Source organism: Devosia sp. LjRoot3, assembly GCF_964252865.1.
Taxonomy (GTDB): Bacteria; Pseudomonadota; Alphaproteobacteria; order Rhizobiales; family Devosiaceae; genus Devosia.
Map to the genome: position 1 here is coordinate 516,830 of NZ_CAXUPK020000004.1, position 23,287 is coordinate 540,116.

Annotated in this window: 17 protein-coding genes; 13 read left to right on the top strand and 4 right to left on the bottom strand. The window is 61.6% G+C overall.

Translation table 11 applies throughout. The features are described 5' to 3' along the window. Positions 1 to 167: 167 nt before the first annotated feature. On the top strand, positions 168 to 629 hold the full coding sequence (locus ACSQ2A_RS17190) for a hypothetical protein (protein WP_436073208.1): 462 nt from the start codon (positions 168 to 170) through the stop codon (positions 627 to 629). 174 nt (positions 630 to 803) lie between these two features. Here the strand turns inward: ACSQ2A_RS17190 and ilvD are convergent, their stop codons facing one another. After that, entirely contained in the window at positions 804 to 2,657 is a 1,854-nt protein-coding gene (gene ilvD / locus ACSQ2A_RS17195; RefSeq protein WP_436073209.1) for a dihydroxy-acid dehydratase, read from the bottom strand. 721 nt (positions 2,658 to 3,378) lie between these two features. On the opposite strand from ilvD, the gene ACSQ2A_RS17200 reads away from it, so the two are divergent. After that, positions 3,379 to 4,104 (top strand): DNA alkylation repair protein, encoded by a 726-nt coding sequence (locus ACSQ2A_RS17200; protein ID WP_436073210.1) that lies wholly within the window; start codon positions 3,379 to 3,381, stop codon positions 4,102 to 4,104. A gap of 3 nt (positions 4,105 to 4,107) precedes the next feature. Here the strand turns inward: ACSQ2A_RS17200 and ubiG are convergent, their stop codons facing one another. Then, positions 4,108 to 4,848 (bottom strand): bifunctional 2-polyprenyl-6-hydroxyphenol methylase/3-demethylubiquinol 3-O-methyltransferase UbiG, encoded by a 741-nt coding sequence (gene ubiG, locus ACSQ2A_RS17205; protein WP_295412634.1) that lies wholly within the window; start codon positions 4,846 to 4,848, stop codon positions 4,108 to 4,110. A gap of 242 nt (positions 4,849 to 5,090) precedes the next feature. On the opposite strand from ubiG, the gene ACSQ2A_RS17210 reads away from it, so the two are divergent. The 9 genes from ACSQ2A_RS17210 to clpB all read left to right on the top strand — a co-directional run bounded on the left by ACSQ2A_RS17210 (position 5,091) and on the right by clpB (position 18,161). Beyond that, a complete protein-coding gene (locus ACSQ2A_RS17210) occupies positions 5,091 to 6,356 on the top strand; it encodes an aspartate kinase (protein WP_295412633.1) in 1,266 nt (421 codons plus the stop codon). Positions 6,357 to 6,425: 69 nt separating this feature from the next. Then, positions 6,426 to 8,693 (top strand): phosphoenolpyruvate--protein phosphotransferase, encoded by a 2,268-nt coding sequence (gene ptsP / locus ACSQ2A_RS17215; protein ID WP_295412632.1) that lies wholly within the window; start codon positions 6,426 to 6,428, stop codon positions 8,691 to 8,693. A gap of 205 nt (positions 8,694 to 8,898) precedes the next feature. Continuing rightward, entirely contained in the window at positions 8,899 to 9,975 is a 1,077-nt protein-coding gene (prfA, locus tag ACSQ2A_RS17220; protein WP_436073211.1) for a peptide chain release factor 1, read from the top strand. Further along, on the top strand, positions 9,972 to 10,874 hold the full coding sequence (gene prmC, locus ACSQ2A_RS17225) for a peptide chain release factor N(5)-glutamine methyltransferase (RefSeq protein WP_436073232.1): 903 nt from the start codon (positions 9,972 to 9,974) through the stop codon (positions 10,872 to 10,874). The genes prfA and prmC overlap by 4 nt, the downstream gene beginning before the upstream one ends. Positions 10,875 to 11,214: 340 nt before the next feature. After that, positions 11,215 to 11,841 (top strand): DUF4167 domain-containing protein, encoded by a 627-nt coding sequence (locus ACSQ2A_RS17230; RefSeq protein ID WP_295412627.1) that lies wholly within the window; start codon positions 11,215 to 11,217, stop codon positions 11,839 to 11,841. Between the two features lie 627 nt (positions 11,842 to 12,468). Then, positions 12,469 to 13,359, top strand: coding sequence for an alpha/beta fold hydrolase (locus tag ACSQ2A_RS17235; protein WP_436073212.1), 891 nt, complete (start codon positions 12,469 to 12,471; stop codon positions 13,357 to 13,359). A gap of 97 nt (positions 13,360 to 13,456) precedes the next feature. Beyond that, positions 13,457 to 14,299, top strand: a complete 843-nt coding sequence (locus ACSQ2A_RS17240) for an alpha/beta fold hydrolase (protein WP_436073213.1) — start codon at positions 13,457 to 13,459, stop codon at positions 14,297 to 14,299. A gap of 34 nt (positions 14,300 to 14,333) precedes the next feature. Then, on the top strand, positions 14,334 to 14,783 hold the full coding sequence (locus ACSQ2A_RS17245; protein ID WP_436073214.1) for a hypothetical protein: 450 nt from the start codon (positions 14,334 to 14,336) through the stop codon (positions 14,781 to 14,783). 762 nt (positions 14,784 to 15,545) lie between these two features. Further along, entirely contained in the window at positions 15,546 to 18,161 is a 2,616-nt protein-coding gene (gene clpB, locus ACSQ2A_RS17250) for an ATP-dependent chaperone ClpB (protein ID WP_295412620.1), read from the top strand. Positions 18,162 to 18,212: 51 nt separating this feature from the next. Here the strand turns inward: clpB and ACSQ2A_RS17255 are convergent, their stop codons facing one another. Next, positions 18,213 to 19,211, bottom strand: a complete 999-nt coding sequence (locus ACSQ2A_RS17255) for an MBL fold metallo-hydrolase (protein ID WP_436073215.1) — start codon at positions 19,209 to 19,211, stop codon at positions 18,213 to 18,215. 98 nt (positions 19,212 to 19,309) lie between these two features. Between ACSQ2A_RS17255 and ACSQ2A_RS17260 the strand changes: the two genes are divergently transcribed. Further along, positions 19,310 to 20,227, top strand: coding sequence for a LysR family transcriptional regulator (locus ACSQ2A_RS17260; protein WP_436073216.1), 918 nt, complete (start codon positions 19,310 to 19,312; stop codon positions 20,225 to 20,227). Between the two features lie 60 nt (positions 20,228 to 20,287). Beyond that, positions 20,288 to 20,629 carry a VOC family protein gene (locus ACSQ2A_RS17265; protein WP_436073217.1) on the top strand — a complete coding sequence of 114 codons (342 nt, stop codon included), beginning with the start codon at positions 20,288 to 20,290 and terminating at the stop codon, positions 20,627 to 20,629. Between the two features lie 3 nt (positions 20,630 to 20,632). Here the strand turns inward: ACSQ2A_RS17265 and ACSQ2A_RS17270 are convergent, their stop codons facing one another. After that, complete coding sequence (locus ACSQ2A_RS17270; protein WP_436073218.1) at positions 20,633 to 22,603, bottom strand: M23 family metallopeptidase; 1,971 nt, start codon at positions 22,601 to 22,603, stop codon at positions 20,633 to 20,635. Positions 22,604 to 23,287 lie beyond the last annotated feature (684 nt).

The following is a 23,287-nucleotide window of genomic DNA, read 5'->3' on the forward strand; positions in this document are numbered from 1 at the left end:
CCGGGCTTTTGCGCTTGGCTAGCATGGCCTTGAGCCTGGGAAACGACACGGATGCGTGTTCCGCAATCGCCGCCAGCGAACGCAGCGTTCGGCCAGTGCAAACGCCGGGCTTGACCAGATCCACCAGCGGGGCAACCTTGGCGCCACAGAGCCTGTGGGAGGGTCGTGTGAAGAAGCTTCTGACTGGTGCCGTTTTGACTTTATTGTCCGCCGCGCCCTTGCAGGCGGCGAGTGTCCTCGATCCCTATCTCGGCGATCCCGGCGATTGCTATGCGCGAAAGTACGATGAGGCGCATCTGCGCGATCATCCGCGGCAGATGGTCGAGACTTTCTATCTCAGCCATCACGACGATTGGCAGGACCCGGCGGGCGAGCTGACATTGAAATTCGGTTTCTCGACGCGCAATGGGCGCGACTACGAGGGCGTTGCCATCTGCAATGATAGCCGGTGTGGCGTCGAGGGGGATGGCGGCGCTTTCAGCGTCACAGCTCGCGGAGATGGCGTCCGGCTCGATGTCGATGCGCAGCTGGGCCTATGGGCGGAAAGCGCAGTCGACGTCATCGATCTCAGCGAAACCGATGATACGGTATTCCTGCTCTATCCGGAGAGACGCAAGGCCTGTCAGTGATTTTGGGGGAGGTTAGGGTCGGCCCAATAGGGAGGGTGGAATCCCCGCTATCGGGCCTGACCAGTTCAGCTGTCTTGGCAGACCGCTGAGTGGCTGAGCGGGGCTTTAGCACCGCTCTTCGTGCTTGTCACGCTCTTGTCGCAAATTCACAGGCCGTCGTATCGGCCTCGCGCCTTAGTTCCAGAGCTTGTCGATGGCCTTGGTGTCGCGCACGGCGCCCTTGGCGGCCGAGGTCACCAGCGCGGCATAGGCCTTGAGGGCGGTGGTTACCTTGCGCTTGCGCGGGTGGGCCGGCTTCCAGCCGAGCTTGTCCTGTTCGGCGCGGCGGCTGGCCATTTCGGCGTCCGAAACCAGCACGTTGACAGTGCGGTTGGGGATGTCGATCTCGATGATGTCGCCTTCACGCACCAGACCAATGGCGCCGCCCTCGGCCGCTTCAGGCGAAGCGTGGCCGATGGAAAGGCCAGAGGTGCCGCCCGAGAAGCGGCCGTCGGTGAGGAGGGCGCAGGCTTTTCCAAGACCCTTCGATTTCAGGTAGCTCGTGGGGTAGAGCATTTCCTGCATGCCGGGGCCGCCCTTGGGGCCTTCATAGCGGATGACCAGCACGTCGCCGGGCTTGATCTCGTTGGAGAGGATCGCCTTGACGGTCGAATCCTGGCTTTCGAACACGCGGGCCGGGCCGGTGAATTTCAGGATCGATTCATCGACGCCCGCCGTCTTCACGATGCAGCCGTCGAGCGCGATATTGCCCTTCAAGACGGCGAGGCCGCCGTCCTTGGAGAAGGGGTTTTCCGGCGAGCGGATAACGCCATTGGTGCGGTCGGTGTCGAGATCGGTCCAGCGGTTGGACTGGGAGAAGGCTTCCGTGGTGCGCACGCCGCCGGGAGCGGCCATGTAGAAGTTGCGCACGCTCTCGGAATTGGTGCGAGAGATGTCCCACTTGTCGATGGCATCGCCCATGGTCGCCGCGTGAACCGTCGGCTCCTTGCGGTTGATCAGGCCGCCGCGATCGAGCTGACCCAAAATTGCAAAAATGCCGCCGGCGCGGTGGACGTCTTCCATGTGCACGTCGTTCTTGGCCGGCGCGACCTTTGAGAGCACGGGAACGCGACGGGATAGGGCGTCGATATCGTCCATAGTGAAGTCGACGCCGCCTTCATGAGCGGCAGCCAGAATGTGCAGCACGGTATTGGTCGAGCCGCCCATGGCGATATCGAGCGCCATGGCGTTTTCAAACGCTTGCTTCGTCGCAATGGAGCGCGGCAGGACGGTTTCGTCGTCCTGCTCATAATAGCGGCGGGCGAGGTCGACGATCAGGTGACCGGCTTCCTGGAACAGGCGCTTGCGGTCCGAGTGGGTCGCGAGCGTTGAGCCATTGCCCGGCAGCGACAGGCCCAGGGCTTCGGTGAGGCAGTTCATCGAATTGGCGGTGAACATGCCCGAGCAGGAGCCGCAGGTGGGGCAGGCGGCCTCTTCGACGGCCTGCACTTCCTCGTCGGTATAGTGGTCGTCGGCAGCCATCACCATGGCATCGACGAGGTCGAGTGCCTGCAGCTTGCCCTTGACGATGGCCTTGCCGGCTTCCATCGGGCCGCCGGAAACGAAGACCACCGGGATGTTGAGGCGCATGGCAGCGTTCAGCATGCCGGGCGTGATCTTGTCGCAATTGGAAATGCAGACCATGGCGTCGGCGGTATGCGCGTTGACCATGTATTCGACGCTGTCGGCGATGATGTCGCGGCTCGGCAGCGAATAGAGCATGCCGTCGTGACCCATGGCGATGCCATCGTCCACAGCGATGGTGTTGAATTCCTTGGCAACGCCACCGGCTGCCTCGATTTCACGGGCAACGAGCTGGCCGAGATCCTTCAAATGGACGTGACCGGGCACGAACTGGGTGAAGGAGTTGACCACTGCGATAATGGGCTTGCCGAAATCGCCGTCCTTCATGCCGGTAGCGCGCCACAGGCCACGCGCGCCGGCCATGTTGCGGCCATGAGTGGTTGTGCGGGAGCGATAGACAGGCATGGCGGTTTCCTCAATACGTTGTCGCCGGTGGGGCCGGAGTTCCCTTTTCTTTAGACCCATTCCAGGGCAGCTTCAAGGATTTTCCGTACCGTACCGTACGGTACGGTTGATGGGCAGGGAGGCCGGACGACGATGTGCCATCGCGTTGGGAAGATGGACGGACCCCGGAGCGGCATTCGCTTCGAAGTGTTTTGATAGATGAAGCGGATACCGCTCCGGAGTGCCCTCTTTTCGGGCGGGAACTATCGGCGACTTTTGATCGCTCGTCGCAAGCGGCCAGCCCCGAACGTGCATGGGAGACGATCCCCTGCCGGGCCCCCTCGCTACTGTCGTCTGCAGACCGTCCGTGCGAGGTTGGATGGGGGCAGTATGAGGGCATAATTGGGGACGGGGATAAGATGGATAACCTTTGTCCACCTCCAACCACGGTGTCATCCCCGCGAAAGCGGGGATCTCTGTTTTGGGGCAGGGAAATTCCCGCTTTCGCGGGAATGACGCGGTGATGGAGGGAGGGGAGATGGATTGCCGGGACGGGCCCGGCAATGACGTCGAGAGGGGTATGGGACTTCGTCACAGGCTCCTCTGCGGAGAGAACCCCTCACCCTGACTTTTCGCTGGACGCGAAAAGTCAGTCCCTCTCCCGCAAGGGGCGAGGGAAGGCGCGGTGGGTGCCTATTGTTTCGGAGCACCATCGCCTAAAACAGTCTCAGGGGGAGCATCCATGACGCAAACCACGCTGACCGCCGAGGCATTCCTTGCCGCGCTTTGGGCGAACCAGTCTGACGATGAACTGGCCAAGATCGCGCGCTATTTCAAATCCGGCAAAGGCGACTACGGCGAAGGCGACCGCTTTATCGGCGTGCGCATGGGCACCGTCTTCACACTTGCCAAAGAGCATGTGCTGATGCCGCTCGATGAGATCGAAAAGCTGCTCGAAAGCGATATCCACGAAGCACGCGCTGGCGCCGTTTCGATCATGGCCAAGCAATTTGGCCTCAAGAAAACCGCGCCGGAGCGGCGCGGCGAATTGGCCGCGCTTTATCTGCGCCGTCATGACCGGATCAACAATTGGGACCTGGTCGATCTCGGCGCGCCGCAGATCGTCGGCGTCTGGCTGCGCGACCGGGATCGTTCGGTGCTCTACACCCTGGCCGGCTCCAAAAATCTCTGGGAGCGGCGCACGGCCATGTTCGCGACCATGGCCTTTGCCCGAAAGGGCGATCTCGACGATGTCTTTGCCATCGCCGAAATCCTCGTTCACGATCCTCAGGATCTGATCAACAAGGTGGTTGGCGGCGTGCTGCGCGAAACCGAGCGCACGGCGCCGGAGCGATTGCGCGCCTTTCTCGATCGGCATGCCGACACCATGCCGCGCGTCGCGCTGCGCTACGCCATCGAGCATTTTTCCGCGGAAGAACGCGCCGAATGGCTCAAGCGCGGAAAATGAGGATCAGGCGGCGGGGCGCTCCGCGAGCAGCATGTAGTTGACTGCCATATCGGAGGAGAGGCGCCATTCGTCGGCTATGGGATTGAAAGTAACGCCCTTGCCGTCGGTCACTTTCAACCCATTGCGCCTGAGCAGGCTGCGGATTTCGTCGGGCGTAAGAAACTTCTTCCAGTCATGCGTGCCCCTGGGCAGCCAGCGCAGCACATATTCGGCCCCGAGAATGGCGAGGGCATAGGCGCGGGCGGTGCGGTTGAGCGTGGCGGTGAACATCAACCCGCCCGGCGCGACGAGGTCGGCGCAGCTCTTCATATAGAGCGGCACATTGTCGACATGCTCCACCACTTCCATATTGAGCACGACATCGTATTTTTCGCCTGCCTCGACCAGCGCCTCGGAGGTAGTCACGCGATAATCGATATCGAGCCCCGACTTATCCGCGTGGATCCTGGCGATGCTGATATTGCGCTCGGCAGCATCGACACCGGTCACGGTGGCGCCAAGCCGGGTAAGGGGTTCGCAAAGAAGGCCCCCGCCACAGCCGATATCGACGATCTTCAGCCCTTCGAGGGGGCGCATGACCGATGGGTCGCGGCCGAAATGCAGAACCAGATTGTCGCGGATGTAACTCAGGCGCACCGGGTTGAATTTGTGGAGCGGCTTGAACTTGCCCTTGGGGTCCCACCATTCCTCGGCCATGGCCGTGAATTTGGCGATCTCGGCATCGTTGATCGTGGTCTGGGACATTGCGTGCTCCTTGTGATGCTCATATGGCCCAGCTTGCGGGGGCGGTTCAAGGCGCGGGGTGACGCAGGGGCGCGATCACAGGTGACGCTGAGTGCGATCCCAGTTGATCCCGGCGCGGCTTTGTGGCATTTCCCCGCGCTAATGAAGCGTACCGCCGGGTTCGGCAAAGCTGCTTTGGATTGTCGCGCTGCCGACCGCAAAGTGAGACCACTTTGCTGGCAGCGCCCTAGTCGGGGAAGAACGTGGCCCGTATCGTCGTCAAGTTCGGTGGCACTTCGATGGCCAATATCGAACGCATCCGCCATTCCGCTCTGCATGTGAAGCGCGAAGTCGAAGCCGGCAATGAAGTCGCCGTCGTCGTTTCCGCCATGTCGGGCAAAACCAATGAACTGGTTGGCTGGGTCAACGAGGCCAGCAAATTCCACGACGCGCGCGAATATGACGCCGTGGTCGCTTCGGGCGAACAGGTCACTGCCGGCCTCATGGCGATTGTCCTGAGCGAAATGGGTATCCAGTCGCGCTCGTTCGCCGGCTGGCAGGTGCCGATCCATACCGACGATTCTCATGGCGCGGCGCGCATCACCGAGATCGATCCGACCGAACTCAACAAGCGCCTCACGGATGGCTGGGTGCCTGTCATCACCGGCTTCCAGGGCATTTCGCCCCATGGCCGGGTGACGACGCTGGGTCGCGGTGGTTCGGATACGTCGGCCGTGGCTGTTGCCGCTGCCGTGGGCGCTGATCGGTGCGACATCTATACCGATGTGGACGGCGTTTACACGACGGACCCGCGTATCGTGCCCAAGGCGCAGCGCATGACCAAGATTTCCTTCGAGGAAATGCTTGAGATGGCCTCGCTCGGCGCCAAGGTGCTGATGATCCGCTCGGTTGAGATGGCCATGGCCCACAAGGTGCGCCTCCTGGTGCGCTCCAGTTTTGATGACCCCAATGCGCCCCAGATTGCGCCCGATGGAAAGCCCGGTGTCCCCGGCACGCTCGTTTGCGATGAGGATGAGATCATGGAAAAGCAGATCGTTTCGGGCGTGACGCTCGCCAAGGCCGAGGCCAAGATCACCCTGCGCGACGTCAAGGACAAGCCCGGCGTTGCCGCCGCCATTTTCGGCCAGCTGGCCGACGAAGGCATCATCGTCGACATGATCGTGCAGAACATTGCCGATGATGGCGCGACCACCGACATCACCTTTACCGTGCCCGACAGCGAATATGACAAGGCGGTCAAGGCGCTCGAAAACAATGGCGGCAAGTTCGAATATGCCCGCCTGTCCGGCTCCAAGGGCGGGGCGAAGGTCTCGGTCGTGGGTGTGGGCATGCGAAGCCATGCGGGCGTTGCGAGCTCGATGTTCAAGGCGCTGGCCGACAAGGGCATCAATATCCAGCTGATCACCACTTCGGAAATCAAGACCTCGGTCCTGATCGATGAAGAATATGCTGAGCTTGCGGTTCGCGCGCTGCACACCTATTACGGTTTGGACAAGAAGGACGCCTGATCTCGTTTCGAGGGGAAAGGAGCCGCGTCCGATCAAGGGGGGCGGCTCGGCGGGGCCGCCGATAACGGGATGGTCACGACCATAGGCGGCCCACGGGTGCTGCTGCGGCAATTGCGCGAAACCATGGCGGAGCCTCTGGCTTCGCAGGCGCGGCTCGACAAGATCGTGGGCCTGATTGCCGACAATATGCGGGCCGATGTGTGCTCGTTCTACGTGCTGCGCGATGACGGCGCGCTCGAACTTTTCGCCACCAGAGGCCTCAAGGCCGAATCGGTCCACATGACCACGCTGCGTCTTGGCGAGGGCCTTGTCGGCCTCATCGCCTCGGAGGCCGAACCCCTCAGCCTCGACGACGCACCAAGCCATCCCGGCTTTGCCTATCGCCCCGAAACGGGCGAGGACAAATATAATTCATTCCTCGGCGTGCCGGTCCTCAGAGCCGGGCAAACCCTGGGGGTTCTGGTGGTCCAGAATGCCGAGCGTCGCCACTATGGCGAGGATGAAACCGAGGCCATGCTGACTACGGCCACAATCCTCGCCGAGATGATCGCGACCTCGGATTTCGACAATCTGATCAAGCCGGGGTCCGATATCGATCTCAGGCGTCCCCGCATGTTCAACGGCGTTAGCTTTACCGACGGCATCGCGCTCGGCACCGTGGTGCTGCACGATCCGCGCGTCGTGGTCGTCAACTTCATCGCCGACGATACCGAGGCGGAAAAGGCGCGGCTCGACAAGGCCCTGGCCAGCATGCGCGTCTCGATCGACGCCATGCTTGACCATGGCGATATGCAGCCCAGTTCCGACCATCGCGAGATTCTGGAAACCTATCGCATGTTCGCCAATGACCGGGGCTGGGTGAACCGGCTGACCGAGGCGATCGACAATGGGCTTTCGGCCGAGGCGGCGGTGGAGCGCGTGCAGAACGATACCCGGGCCCGCATGCTGCGCCAGACCGATCCCTATATCCGCGATCGGCTGCATGATCTCGACGATCTCGCCAACCGTCTCTTGCGCGTGCTGACCAATACGAGCCAGCCTGCGCATCGCGAATTGCCGGAGAATGCCATTCTCGTCGCCCGCAATATGGGGCCGGCGGAACTGCTCGAATATGACCGCAAGAAGCTGCGCGGCCTTGTGCTCGAAGAGGGCGGGGCGACGGCGCACGTTGCCATTGTTGCCCGTTCGCTCGGGCTTGTGGCGGTGGGGCAGGCCGATTCGATCGTCTCGATGTGCGAAAGCGGTGATGACATCATCATCGATGGTCCCGCGGGGCAGGTGCATCTGCGGCCGACGCCTGATGTCGAACAGACCTATGTCGACAAGGTTCGCGTTTCCGCCAAGCGCCGGGCACATTATGCCGCGCTCAAGAACAAGCCGAGCGTGACCAAGGACGGCATCGACATCACGCTGCTGCACAATTCGGGGCTCGTGGCTGACCTGCCCATGCTCGACGATACGGGCGCCAAGGGGGTTGGGCTTTTCCGAACCGAGCTGCAGTTCATGATAGCGAGCAAGCTGCCGCGATTGCAGGAACAGGTCGATCTTTACGCCGAAGCCATGGCGATTGCCGGTGAACGCCCCATCGTGTTTCGCCTGCTCGACATCGGCGGCGACAAGGTCGTGCCTTACCTGCGCTCCATGGCGGAAGAAAATCCGGCCATGGGCTATCGCTCGATCCGTCTTGGCCTAGACCGGCCGGGCCTGTTGCGGACCCAGGTCCGCGCCCTGCTGATGGCGGCCAAGGGACGGCCGCTCAAGATTCTCGTGCCCATGGTGACGGAGACTTTTGAGTTCCGTCAGACCAAGCTCGTGGTCGCCAAGGAAATGGAACGCCTGCGTCGCGCGGGTGAGCCTGTGCCGTCGCGGCTTGAGCTGGGCGCCATGGTGGAAGTGCCATCGCTTCTCTTCGAGCTCGACCAGATCATGCCGGAGGCCGATTTCGTTTCCATCGGTTCGAACGATCTCGTGCAGTTTCTGACGGCTGCCGACCGGGCCAATCCGCGTGTCTCCAAGAATTATGACGCCATCGCCTTGCCGCGGTTGCGCGCCATGCGGCTGGTCGTTGATGCGGCACGCCGGCACAACAAGCCGGTGACCATGTGTGGCGAACTGGCGGGCAAGCCGATGGAGGCGCTGGCGCTGATGGCGATCGGCATGACGCGGCTTTCCATGGGGCCGGCTTCGATCGGGCCGATCAAGGAATTGGTGCTCAATGTCGACCTCAAGCCGATCCAGGATTCGGTTGCGGCGGCGCTGAGCGTCGGCGCCGATGGCGTTGCCATCCGCGATCTCCTCAAGGAATGGGTGGAGAAGCAGAACCTGCCAATGGGCTAGGGCCGTCGCCATTCGGCCGATGCCGGCCTGCAAACGCCCACTTTCTGCGCTTCCGGTGCTCACGTACTGATGTACGCTGCGCTCCGGTTCTCGATAGTGGACGTTTTCGTCTCGGCCTGGGCCGAATGGTAAGAGCCCTAGTTCTGCTTGCGATTGGCGGGGATGGCGATTATCCAGAGCCCCGATAGCTCCGGAAAGACCCAGAATGCCCGCTTTGCCTGAGGACAAGCTCGACGCGCTTGCCACCCGTTTCCAATATATCGAAGCTGCCCTTTCCGGCGGCGCGAGCCCGGACGAGCTGGCAAAACTCTCCAAGGAGCATTCCGATCTCAGCCCCATCGTGGGCGAGATCAATGCCTATCAGAAGGCGCAGCGCGACCGTGCCGAAGCCGAGTCTCTCGCCAAGGGGCCGGACAAGGACATGGCCGAAATGGCCGCAGCGGAAATCGAAGAACTCGATGAAAAGATTGAGCTTCTTACCCAATCGATCCGCGTCATGCTGCTGCCCAAGGATGAGGCCGACGAAAAGTCGATCATCCTTGAAATCCGCGGCGGCACAGGCGGGGACGAGGCGGCTTTGTTCGCGGGCGATCTCTTCCGCATGTATGAGCGCTATGCCTCTCTGCGCGGCTGGAAGGTCACGCTGATGGAAGAGAGCCCTGGCGAAATGGGTGGCTATAAGGAAGTCATCGCCAATGTGTCGGGCAAGGGCGTTTATGCGCGGATGAAATATGAGTCCGGCGTGCACCGCGTGCAGCGCGTGCCGGCGACCGAGGGCTCAGGGCGCATCCACACTTCGGCGGCGACGGTGGCGGTGCTGCCCGAGGTCGAAGACATTGATATTGATATCAAAAACGAAGATATCCGCATCGATACGATGCGTGCTTCGGGTGCTGGTGGACAGCACGTCAACACCACCGACTCGGCGGTTCGCATCACCCATTTGCCGACCGGGATTGTCGTCACCTCGGCGCTGAAGTCGCAGCACCAGAACCGGGCGCAGGCCATGGTGGTGTTGCGGGCCCGGCTCTATGAAATGCAGCGCGAGGAGCGGGATAGTGCCCGTTCGGCGGAGCGCAAGGGGCAGGTGGGGTCGGGGGATCGCTCGGAGCGCATCCGGACCTATAATTTCCCGCAGGGGCGCGTTACCGACCACCGGATCAACCTGACTTTATATAAGCTTGACAAGGTGATAGCGGGCGAAGCGCTTGACGAGTTGATCGAGGCGCTGATCACCGAGAACCAGGCGGCGCAGCTGGCGGCGATGGAGAGTTCCAACTGAGCGAGGATGTTTCCGTTGGCGCACTTTGGCGGCGCTGGCGGGACGAATTGAGCCAGCGTGGCTTTGCGACGGCGACGCTGGACGCGAAGCTCTTGGTGGGTCATGCGCTCGGTTTTGATGCGCTGCAATTGGCGACGCGCGAGAGCGAGTTGGTTAGCAGACTGTTAGCATCTGATGTCACCGCGCTGATGACCAGGCGATTGACGGGTGAATCGGTGGCGCGGATCATCGGGCACAGGGAATTTTATGGGCTCGAATTCGAGCTCAACGAGGCAACGCTGGAGCCGCGGCCCGATACGGAACTGCTGGTCGACTTTGCGCTGAAGGCGCTGCCTCAGGGTGGGCGGTTCGTTGATCTGGGGACCGGGTCCGGGTGCATTCCGATTGCGGTTTTGGCCAATCGTCCGGATGCGCGCGGGGTGGCGAGCGATATCAATCCGCGGGCGCTGGAGATGGCCGGACGCAATGCTGAGCGGAATGGGGTGAGCGATCGACTTACCCTTTTGCAAGGCGATTGGTTCGGGGCTCTCATACCCCCACCCTCGATCCCTCCCCACAAGGGGGAGGGAGGCGATGGCACCGATGGGTCGGGTTTCGACCTCATCCTTTCCAATCCGCCCTATATTTCGTCCGAGATCGTAGAAACGCTTGCGCCTGAGGTGAGGGATTTCGATCCGCGGCTGGCACTCGATGGTGGGCCGGATGGGTTGGGGCCTTATCGGATCATTGCGGCGGAGGCGGCGCACTGGTTGAAGCCGGGCGGGCAGGTGCTGGTCGAGATTGGTTATGACCAGGGGGCGGTGGTCTCGAATCTCTTTGAGGCGGCGGGGTTTTCGCGAATCGGCGTTACGAAGGACCTTGCGGGGCTTGATCGTGTGGTTTCGGCGCACCACATCTAGCGTGTCAAACAGCACAAACCCGGCATAGAATACTTTGTGCTGGTCAAGATCGGCGAAAGCCGCTAGTTTGATCTTGCTGTCAATGGCGCATCATGGGCGCCGCGGCGACCACACCCTATATCCAAATCTTGCGGCAGGGGCCGTGCTTGTTCCTTTTGGAATGAAGCGGGATGAGAAGGGCGGATTTTTCCGAGGGCGCTGCACGAAAGCATACGGTCTTCATGAAACCAGTATAACCCCATCCTTGTGCGAAGTTCGCGGGATGTGGGGCCAGACCGGCCAAAAGTCCGGTCCGCCCAGATGTGACGCTTAACGATCTAGAGTTAGACAAAGCGACCCGATGAGACCAAACCAGAACAAGAACCGGCAGCGTGGCCGGAACGGTGGACGCAAGCACGTCAATCCGTTGTCGCGCAACTATGAGAGCAACGGTCCGGACGTAAAGGTCCGTGGCAATGCGGCTCATGTCGCCGAAAAATACCTGCAGCTGGCGCGCGATGCCCAGTCGTCCGGTGACTCGGTGATGGCGGAGAATTATCTCCAGCACGCAGAACACTATTTCCGCATCGTCTCTTCCGCCCAGCAGGCCATGAACGGCCAGCGCGACGGCCAGAACCAGGACGACAACGAGTTCGATGACGATGTCTCGGAAATGAACTCGCGCTTCTCCTCGCCCCAGCCGGTGCAGGTCAACAATGGCCATGAGGCCAATGATGAACAGCCCGGTGTCGTGGCCGCGGTCGCCGAAAGCGGCGAGCCGGTTGCGGCAGAGGGTGGCGAAGCCTCGCCCCAGCCGGTTGCTGCCGAAGGCGGCGAACAGCCGGCCCGTAAGCCGCGCGAACGTCGTCCGCGCCGCCGTCGTCCGGCTGGCGGGGAAGGCAATGTCGATCCGGCCAATGCGCCGCAGCCCGATGTCGGCGAATTGCCGGCATTCCTGACGGCAGGGACGGCTCCGGCAGCGGAGTAAGAATTTTGAAGAAAAGGCCGGGCGAAATGCCCGGCCTTTTTGTTTTGGGGTGTTTTGCCTCCGGTTTCAGAGGACGTGTGCACTCTGGACGCATCGTGTCGCCGTGAGGCTTTCGAGGGCGGCACCGAGAATAAGTTCCAAGTGAACACTGCCGGTTTTGGACCGGGGCCGTCATGGGCCCCGTCCTTCGAGAGAGTATTTTGAGCGGTTGGTCCATCTGTGAGGTCCCCACCTCCACAATGCTGCCCCCGGACTTGATCCGAGGGCCGGTGCGGGAGCCGCCTAGCTTGTGTCGGGGGTGAGTGGCCCTCGGGTCAGGCCCGAGGGCAGCCCGGTGGATGAGATGAAAAGTGCATAAGCAAACATTCCCGTCCTTCGACGGGGTGACAGCCGGTGGGTGCTTCGGTCAAAGCGCGTCGCGCCGCTCCGGCCCGGCTTGGCCCCCTCGTTCTGCCGTTCAACGTTTTGGGCATGCCGCCGAAATCGGACGCCGTGCCACTCTAAATCTATGCGGCCATGGCTGCGGCACGAGAGGGCCGTCCCGGCCGAAACAGTTTGTTTGGCTTCGCTGTCGAGAACGCCACTCGTCATTCGTCGCCCTGGTATCTGCAACAGAGGGGAATGACCATGATGAAATCCTTGGCCCGTTTTCTTGCGGCGACAGCCTTCGTCTTCGCCATTCCATCCATTCAGGCCCAGGAGGCCGGCATGTCCCTGCCCACCCCGACCAAGTCAGGCTATGCGCCCGTCAATGGGATCGAACTGGCCTATGCCGTTTTCGGCGCGGGCGAACCGCTTGTCCTGCTGCATGGTGGGCTGCAGACCATGGACGATTTCGGTCCCGTGCTCACCGAACTGGCGCGGGACCACCAGGTGATCGCCGTCGATTTCCAGGCGCATGGCCGCACCTTGCCCTTCGACCGCCCAATGAGTTTTGAAGCTTTCGCGACCGATGTCGCTGAGCTGATCAAATGGCTGGGGCATGACCGCGCCGATGTCGTGGGCTATTCCATGGGTGGGATCACCGGCATTCGGCTCGCCATCGACCATCCCGAAGTGCTGGACCGGCTGGTGGTCGCCTCGGCGCCTTATGCCTATTCCGGCTGGCACGACTACAATGCCCAAGGCATGCGAGGCATCGGCGCGCATCTGGCCGAGGGCATGATGCAGACCCCGCTTTACGAGGCCCATAAGGCGATAGCGCCTGACCCCGCCAATTTCCCAAAACTTCTCGAGCAGATGGGCGCCTTTATCGGCAATGACTATGACTGGTCATCCGAAATCGGGGAGATCAAGACCCCGACCCTGGTTGTCGTTGCCGATTATGACGCCGTGCGCATCAGCCACGCTGCCCACTTCTTCGAGCTTTTGGGCGGTGGCCAGGCTGATGGTGGATGGGCCGGCGAAGGCATGACGCCAAACCGTTTTGCCGTCATTCCCAGCGCCACGCACTACAACATCAATACCGATCCCCGGTTCGCCCAGGCTGTCATCGACTTCCTGGCGATAGAGGAGTGACGGGACTAGGCTAAAACCGGGGTCTGGCGAGGGGTTTTCGGCGCTCAGGGAGGAATCGATGCTCAAACCAATCATCGGGGTGCTTTTGGTGCTCGTCTTGCTGGCAGCACCCACAAAAGTCATGGCGCAATCAGGAGGGGAAAATACCATGTCGCAGGCGATCGAGAGCGGATATGCGGCGGTTGAGGGAACCGAGCTCTATTACGAAATCCATGGACAGGGCGAACCCCTGGTCATGTTGCATGGTGGGGTGGATCCTTCCCAGGTATTTGGTGCGCCGCTGGCGGAAATGGCAAAAACCTTCAAGGTGATTGCCATCCACGCCCGTGGGCATGGGCTGAGCCGGGATAGTGACGCGCCCTGGTCGATCGAGCAGGCAGCCGACGATGTTGCCGCGGTGCTCAGGGATCGCAGCATCGAAAAGGCCAGCGTCATGGGCTATTCGTTCGGCGGCAAGATCGCGCTGCAATTCGCGATCCGGCATCCCGATATGCTCGACAAGCTGGTGATCGTGTCGACCGGATATTCCAGGGGCGGGGAATATCCGGAAGTCAGGGCCGCTTTCGAGCAAATGCCTGCCATGGCCGATGCGATCGGCAACAGCATCGCCCAATCGCCCCTGGCAGAGCTTTATCCGGATGTCGATTGGCCGGTACTCATGCGCAAATCCGGCGCGCTCGGTTTGCAGGACCATGATTGGTCCGAAGGGATCAAGGGTATCAAGGCGCAGACACTGCTTGTTTTCGCCGATGCTGACTATGTCCGGCCAGAGCATATCGCCGAGTTTTATAAACTGCTCGGCGGGGGACTGAGGGATGCCGGTATCGATGGGTCGTTGCGCTCTCCCAATCAGTTGGCGGTGGTTCCGGGAACCAATCACTACAACATCATCGGGGCGCCGGCGGTGTTTCAGTTCGCGACTGAATTTTTGCGGGATTAGGTTTCGACGTGAAGACAGAGGGTTGGAAAACTCGTTGCGCCAGCGGCCTTTCGCAATGAGGGGCGCAACGAAGCTCACCCTGGTGTTGCTTCTGGGTTTGGCCTTGGGATATTGCCAGCTTTGGCCTCGGTTGGCCTGGAATCCCATCGATCGCTTTACCTTTGCAGAGGGACCAAACCAATCGATGATCCCTGCCGTCTTTTCTCTCGGTGAAGACCGGAAAGAGGCCGTTGGGCGGCTTATCCAAGCAGGCTACGACCACGACGCAGTTGAGTCCTTTGACAACGACGACATAATCGTTTCGTGCGACGATAGCCTGTGTGAGCGGAGGCGCGAGGGTTACACGGACTTCTTCCGGAAGTCGGTGCCGCCGGTGTCGCCAATGAATCTTGCCTGTAACCTAGACTATGTGGTCTGGCTGGCCTTCGGAGACGAAGGTCGCCTAGAAAAGGCACGGAACGAACTTTACGAGCATTGCCTGTGATGAACGGTACACCTTGTACTGAATGTCAGATTTACTAAGCTCAGTCTCGTGCCGAGGGACACCGCATGGACTGGTTACTGCGCAAGAGAACCATTTATCGGCGCGGCAGATTTGTGGTCGCCGCGGCTTTGGCTGGGCCGACTTCCGTGGCGCTTGTGCTCTATTGGGCGTCTCTCTTCTCCATCTCCCCGGGGGCTCAGCTGAGCGGGGGCCTACCGGAAGCCCTATCGCTCCTCTTTCTCTACCTTTTCGTTGGTTTTTGGATCGGTCTTGGCCCGGCATTGGTCGCGGCGCTCTTGATCGCGTGGCGCCGACGCGCCTCCGTGCTTGAGGCTGTGATCATAACCGTCGCCACCACGGCCTCTCTGTCGTTCCTCTTGCAACCAAATCGGACAGAATTCTCACCACTCACGGTCGTAGCGGAAACCGGAATGGTCGGGTTGCTCATACTCCCAGGCATGGTGGGCGCAGGTGTTGTCGCCGCCTGGTGGGGAGCCTTTCGGGATCACGACCAGAAGTGATCCGCTTGGTGGAGGACGCATCCGATTTAGCCCCGCCGCGGCATTGCCCGTTCCAAAAACCTCCCCATATATCGTCGTGTGACGGAGCGCGCCGATCTTTAAGCTGGTCGTTTGACGAACCGCAAAAGTGCACAGCACTTTTGCTGCCAAACTCCCGGTGCGGGCGTTTTGCACACGACGCTTCCGTCGTCATGCCGGTGCCTATCGAGGGCTGGGTGGCGAGCGAGACAAGGAGAGTTGAATGAATATCGAAAAATATACCGAGCGCTCGCGCGGCTTTATCCAGAGCGCGCAGACGGCAGCTTTGGGCAAGGGCCATCAGCAGTTTGCGCCGGTCCATCTACTTAAAGTGCTGCTCGATGATGACCAGGGGCTGGCCTCGGGGCTGATCGAACGCGCGGGTGGCGACGCCAAGGCGGCGCGGGCCGGCGTGGAAGCGGCGCTCAACAAGATTCCAAAAGTTTCTGGCGATGCCGGGCAGCTTTATCTCAGCCGCGAACTGGCGCGTGTTTTCGACACCGCCGAGAGCGCAGCGCAGAAGGCTGGCGATAGCTATGTGACGGCCGAGCGCCTGCTCCTGGCGCTGACGGTTGAAAAAGACACCGATGCGGGCAAGATCCTGGCTTCGGCTGGGGTGACGCCGCAGGGGCTGAATACGGCCATTGAGGAAATCCGCAAGGGGCGCACGGCTGACTCGGCTTCGGCTGAAAATGCCTATGATGCGCTGAAAAAGTATGCGCGGGACCTGACGCAGGATGTGCGTGAGGGCAAGCTTGACCCTGTCATCGGGCGCGACGAGGAAATCCGTCGTACCATTCAGGTGTTGAGCCGTCGGACCAAGAACAATCCGGTGCTTATTGGTGAGCCAGGTGTGGGCAAGACGGCGATTGCCGAGGGCCTCGCCATTCGCATCGTCAATGGCGACGTGCCGGAATCGCTCAAGAACAAGAGCCTGCTTGCGCTTGATATGGGCGCGCTGATTGCCGGCGCGAAATATCGGGGCGAATTTGAAGAGCGGCTGAAGAGCGTGCTCAACGAAGTGACCTCGGCCGAGGGGCAGATCATTCTGTTCATCGACGAAATGCACACGCTGGTCGGCGCGGGCAAGAGCGATGGCGCCATGGATGCGTCGAACCTCCTGAAGCCGGCTTTGGCGCGCGGTGAGCTGCACTGCGTGGGCGCGACGACGCTTGATGAATATCGCAAGCATGTCGAAAAGGACCCGGCGCTGGCGCGGCGTTTCCAGCCGGTGTTTGTGTCCGAGCCGACCGTGGAAGACACGATCTCGATCCTGCGTGGCTTGAAGGAAAAGTACGAGCTGCATCACGGCATTCGCATTGCCGACTCCGCGCTGGTGAGTGCGGCGACGCTTTCCAATCGCTACATCACCGACCGGTTTTTGCCCGACAAGGCCATCGACCTGATGGACGAGGCGGCGGCGCGGTTGCGCATGGCGGTTGATTCAAAACCTGAGGCGCTGGACGAGCTTGATCGGCGCATCATGCAGCTGAAGATCGAGCGCGAGGCGCTGAAGAAGGAAACCGATGACGGGTCGAAGACTCGGCTAGACCGGCTGGAGCATGAGCTTTCCGGGCTTGAGGAGCAGGCGCAGGTTCTGTCTTCAAAATGGCTGGCGGAAAAGGAAAGGCTGCAGGGGTCCACAAAACTCAAGGAAGAGCTTGATGCGGCACGCAGCCAGCTCGAAATCGCACAGCGCCAGGGCGATCTCGCCAAGGCGGGTGAGCTGGCCTATGGCGTCATTCCCGATCTCGAAAAGCGGCTGAAGGCGGCTGACGATCCGGATGGCGACGGCAAGCCCGACGCGGTCATGGCCAAGGAAACCGTGGAACCGACCGACATTGCCCAGGTGGTGTCGCGCTGGACCGGCATTCCGGTCGACCGGATGATGGAAGGTGAGCGCGAAAAGCTCCTTCATATGGAGACGTCGCTTGGCGCTCGGGTCATCGGGCAGGCGGAAGCGGTGGCGGCGGTGGCCAAGGCCGTGCGGCGGTCGCGCGCCGGCTTGCAGGATCCGAACCGGCCGATCGGCTCGTTCATGTTCCTGGGGCCAACGGGCGTGGGCAAGACCGAGCTGACCAAGGCTTTGGCGCAGTTCCTCTTCGATGATGAAACCGCCATGGTGCGGCTTGATATGTCGGAATTCATGGAAAAACACTCCGTGGCCCGGCTGATCGGCGCGCCTCCGGGCTATGTCGGCTATGACGAAGGCGGCGTGCTCACCGAAGCCGTGCGGCGTCGGCCCTATCAGGTCGTGCTTTTCGACGAGATCGAAAAGGCGCATCCGGATGTGTTCAATGTTCTCTTGCAGGTGCTCGATGATGGGCGGCTGACGGACGGGCAGGGGCGCACGGTCGATTTCCGCAATACGGTTGTCATCCTCACCTCGAACCTGGGTGCTGAATACCTGGTCGATCTCAAGGATGGCGAGCCGGTGGAACTGGTGCGCGGGAAAGTGCTCGATGCGGTGAAGGCGGCATTCCGGCCGGAATTCTTGAACCGTATCGACGAGATCCTGCTGTTCCATCGCCTGGGTCGCGAACATATGGGGTCCATTGTCGACATCCAGTTCGGGCGGCTCGAAAAGCTGCTCAGGGATCGCGACATCAGCCTTGAACTCACGCCGAAGGCGCGGGAGTGGCTCGCCAATGAGGGCTATGATCCGGCCTATGGTGCGCGGCCGCTGAAGCGCGTCATCCAGCGCGAAGTGCAGGATGGCCTTGCCGAGGAAATTCTGTCGGGCAAGGTTTCGGACGGCGACCGCGTGGTGGTCGATGCCGGCGATGAAGGCATTGTGCTTTTGCCCGGTGGTCATGCCGAAAGCAGAGCCGCCGAATAAGCGAAGAGCGATTTGGGAAAGGGCGCCGGTGACGGCGCCCTTTTGTTTGCCTCAGGCGCGGAAATCGGGCGGGGCGGCGAGGTAGCGATAGGCACTGCCGTGGCGCTCGACAAAGCCGAGGGCGGGGAAATCGAGATGCATGCCGGCCACCATCATATCGTCAGTCGCTGCCACATCGAGGAGGCGCTGGCGGGTGGCGATGGCGGCGGGGATATCGGCGTCGAAGGCGATCGACCAATCGGGGCGGGTGAACTGATAGGCCGGCGCATGGACGACGTCGCCCCAGATCAGCAGGACCTCGCCCTGGCTGTCGAGGCGGAGGCCCATATGGCCCGGCGTGTGTCCGGGCATGGGCAGGGCCGTGACGCCGGGGGCGATTTCGGTTTCCCTTGCCATGGCCAGTTCCTTTCGGCCCTCGGCATAGGGGGCAAGCTGGGCGCGCGAGAAGCGGCAATTGCCCTGAATGTCGGTCGGGAGCGAAGCAAAGAGCGCGTCGTCATGGGTAAAGGCCCATTCGGCATCGGCGAGCACCAATTGGGCATTGGGCAATAGGCGCGCGCCCGACGCATCGGTCATGCCGCCGACATGGTCGGCATGGGCATGGGTGAGAAAGAGCGTGTCCACCTCTTGAGGGGCGATGCCCGCCTCGGCGAGACTGTCGCGCCAGGCGCCGAGGGTTGGGGCCATGGCGGATGTCGCGCCGGTATCAACGGCGATGAGGCGATCGCCGGAGCGGATCAGATAGGTGTTGATGGAGATGGTGAGCGCCGCCGGGTCGTGTGGCTTGTGGGCGATGCGGGCGGCCTCCTGGGCGGCCTCGTCCTCAAGGCCGAGCAGGATCTGGCTCGGCAGGGTGGCAAAACCATCGGCCAGGGCAAAAATCTCGATATCGCCGACACGGCGGCGGATCACGGCGCTTTGCTTGTTGGCCGGCGCGCCTTCGGCGGCTTCGGCGCCGGTCGAGCGGATGAGGCTTGGCAAGGCAAGCAGGACCGGGGCGGCGGCCAGTGAAGCGAGCAGGCTGCGGCGGGAGAGAGCGGGTTGCGTCATGATGAACCTCCAGTGTCGATGACAACGGGGCATCAGGTGGGTATAAGCGAATGGCGTATTCAGTCGGCCTCCTGTTAGAGCTGCCATAAGGGTTCATTATGGATGATCTCACCTTTCGCTGCCTGGCGCTTGCCATTGAAACCGGATCGCTGACAGGGGCGGCGCGGCGGCTGGGCGTGAGCCAGCCGGCGGTCAGCCAGAAAATCGCCGGCCTCGAGGCCGATCTCGGCCAGCAATTGTTGGTGCGCTCGCGCCATGGCGTGCAGCCGACCGAGGCGGGGCTGCTGGTAAATACGCATGGATTGCGTGTGCTGGCCTCGCTTGCCGAGATGCAATCGGGCTTGGAGGATCTGCGCGGGCAGGTTGCCGGCAAGCTGCGCGTCACCGTCAACATGCTGTTCGGGCAGGCTGTGATGGGGCCCGTGCTTGCCCTGCTGCGGGCGCGTCATCCCGGCTTGCGCGTCGATGTCATCACCAGCGACGTGGTGATCGATCTTGAAGCCGAGGGCGTCGATATTGCCGTGCGCGGCGGCCGGCCTGGAGATGGGCCGGGGCTCGTGCGGCGCATCGGAGCCATGGAGGGCGTGCTGGTCGCCTCGCCTGCCTATCTCGATTCTGTGGGGCGGCCGGCTGGGCCGGAGGATTTGCAGCGCCTGAGCTATATTCAATATCGCGACGATCCGGAGGAGCATAATTTGGCGCTCGTCCATGGCGGGGCAGCTTTATCCGCACCCGTTTCGGTGGCCTTTTCCGCCCAGCATCCCGATCTCACCCTGCATGCGGTGCTGAGCGGCATCGGCTTTGCCAAGGCGCCGCTGTTTCATATGCGCGAGCGGCTGGAGGCCGGTACGGTGGAGGAGGTGCTTCCAGGATACGCGCCGGCGCTAAAGCCGCTTTACTTCGCGCATCGCGCGCATCTGAAGGACACACCCAATGTGCGCGCCTTTCGCGCGGTGCTGGTCGAGCATCTGGCCGGGTTGCCGGGTTTTGTGATCAGCGCCGATCTGGCGACGTGAGGTCCTTGCATTTTTGGCCAGACCGAACTAGAACATAACAAGAACGAAAGGCGCGAGAAAATGGCTGACAAGATCGACTACATCGAGTTTCCCTCGACGGACCGGGCGAAGAGCAGCGCCTTTTTCGAAGCGGCGTTTGGCTGGAGCCGCACCAGCTATGGGCCGGACTACGACGGACTCGAAAATGCAGGGATTGACGGCGGCGTCGATCAGGCGGAAGGCCGCGTTGCGGCGACCATGGCGATCGTGCGGACACAAGACCTCGATGGTGCGGAAAAGCGCGTGATCGCCGCTGGTGGGGTGATCACCCGCGAACAGTTCGATTTTCCCGGCGGGCGGCGTTTCCATTTCCGCGAGCCCGGCGGCAATGAGCTTGCCGTCTGGGTTTCTCGCGCGGAATAGCTCTTACGGAGTCGTGGCGGCGGCGACCTGGGTCGGGGCGCCTTCGCGTGCGAGCAGGTCGTCGATCTGGGTCATGGCCTGGGCAAAGGCGTCGCGATATTGCGGGGCCAGCACATTGTCCTTGGGCAGTTTCACGCTCAGGGGATCGACGAGATTGCCGTTGATGAGGATTTCGAAGTGAAGGTGCGGGCCGGTCGACTGGCCGGTGGAGCCGACATAGCCGATGAGCTGGCCCTGGCGGACTTTTGAGCCGACGCCGAGCCCGTCGACGAAACGAGAGAGGTGGCCATAGGCAGTCTCGTAGCCGTTGACGTGCTGGATCTCGATCTTGTTGCCGTAGCCGGACTGCCAGCGATAATACTGGATCGTGCCGTCACCGGCAGCATAGATCGGGGTGCCGGAGCGGGCGGCGAGATCGACGCCGGTATGCAGTTTTCGCGTCTTGAAGATGGGGTGGATGCGGTAGCCGAAGCGCGAGCGCAGGGTGCCGCCGCCTTCGAGCGGACGGCGATTGAGGAAGCGCTTACCGGTTTCGCCATCGGGGTCATAGAAATCGACGGTGCCGTCTTCAGTAGCGAAACGGTAGAGTTGGCGCTTGGTGCCCGAAAGATTGAGCGAGACATAGAGCAGTTCGGGCTTGGCGTCCGGCGTGTCCTGGGTCTCGAGAATTTCGATGGTGTCGCCGGCCGAGATGCGCTTGGTCATGTCGACATCATAGGCGAACATGCCGACGATGCGCTGGATGGTCTCGTCGTCGAGATCGTGCTTGCGACCGGTTTCCCAGATCGAGCGATAGACGGTGGGCAGGTTGCCCACATTGATCTGCTCGATGTCTTCCTCTGGGAAGTCGACCCAGTCGGGCTGCAGGCCGACGACATATTGGCCGTTGTCGCTGAGGGCGACGGTGGCGATATGCGGATCGCCCTGCATGCCTTCGGGGCGATAGATCGACATGCGATAGGGCACGAGGCTGTTGGTATCGCTGGTCAGCGGACCATAAAGAATGCGCAGGCGAATGCCGGCCGGCAGGCCGCCCGAAGGCATGAGATTGGCCAGGGTGCTTTCCACCATGGAGACCTGGGCCACAGTAAAGCCATTGCGCACGAGGGTCGCCGATAGCGGGCCGATCTCGCGAACGGTCAGAAAGCGCTCGGTGCGGCCAGGGCCGTTATTGGCGGCAAGCGTCGTCTTGGGAACGACCGTCACATTTTCGGCAATACCATTGGGAGAAGTGGGTGTGCTTTCCCTGGCGAGCGCATCAAGGCTGGGGCCGAGTGCAGCGTAAGCAAGGGTCGGGGGCGCGTCTTCCGTATAAAAGGTGGCTTCGGCCGAACCGCGGACGAAATCGGCGGCAACTTCATCGCTGATGGCGCGCGCGGGAATAAAGCTTGCCGGCATCTCGGCCTGGCGCACCGCGACTTCGCCATCGACATCGGTGCCATAGACGTCGGCATTGAGATCGAGCGACACGGCCTGCAGGGGCTGGGTCGCATTGAGAATGGCTACGGGATCATAGGCGGGCGCATCGGCCGAGAGCGAGGTGGCCGTGGTCGCAAGCGTCGCGCGAAGGCGGGTGAAGGGCTGGTTGCGCAGAATCTCGCGGCCATCGACCACCTGGCGGATGGAGGCCTCGATGGTTTCGAGATCCGAGCGGGTCGCGGCAACCGGACGGATGCGCGAGGATTTTGCCGTGATGTCGGTGGCGAACGGTTGCTCGAGCCGCGGGGCGGCGAGCTGCAGTGCCCTATAGGCTGTCGAAAAGGTGTCCTGTCCCTGGAAGGAGACATAAAGAGCGGCGCCCATCAGCAGCACGGAGGTCAGGCCGGTCATCACCGTGCCGCTCAACCAGGCAAAGCTCAGCTCGCGACCCTGCGGGATTTCACCGTCGGTCGACTGAACTGTCAGAGCCGGGCCATCTTCAAACCCGCTGGCGCGCAGCAGGGAAGCGTGGCGATTTCGTTGCGCAGCGTTCAACGCGCCGTCCTTCGATATTGAATGGGTCTTCCCCCTAAGGGCCGAAGCGACCGGCCTCTTCTCTATATATAGGCTTAGCGTGGGCGCAGCCTAAGGAGAGAGGCCAATGATTTCAATGGCCGTCATATCTTCCGCAAATGCGGCGAAAGCGCGGAGTTTTGGGAGGTCGGCTCATTCGGGGTCATGCTTGTCCCCATAAAGGGGAGAAGGCGCTGAAAAATCTGCCGAAAACGCAAATGGCCGGAGGCGCCTGAAATCTCTGGTGATCCAGTCGTGTTTTCCACAAAGCGGCAGGCGCCAAAATCGGAAAATGTCGTTTTTGTCATGGAGGGGGGTTTACAGGAAAACGGGTCGCCCCTATAACCCGCTCATCGCTGAAGAGCGCGGCGCCAAACGGCGGCGGGCACGGAAGCAAGTCACTGAAAACGAACGAAAAATTCGACAATTAAGTGACCTAGAAATTCGGTTCTACCGAAATTCTGAAAAGCGGTGTTGACAAGGAACTCTGGTTCACTTAGATACCGCGGCGCTGACGACGCGAACGACATTAGTTGTTCCCACTGCTTGGCGCCAAAATCTGACAAGGCGGGTAGGACGCCGGTTTAGGCCGGGTAAGGACTGCTTCTGGTTGGGTTTGGAAATATGAGGCGGTTGCCTCGACGACGTTCTCCCGCTGTGGGATGT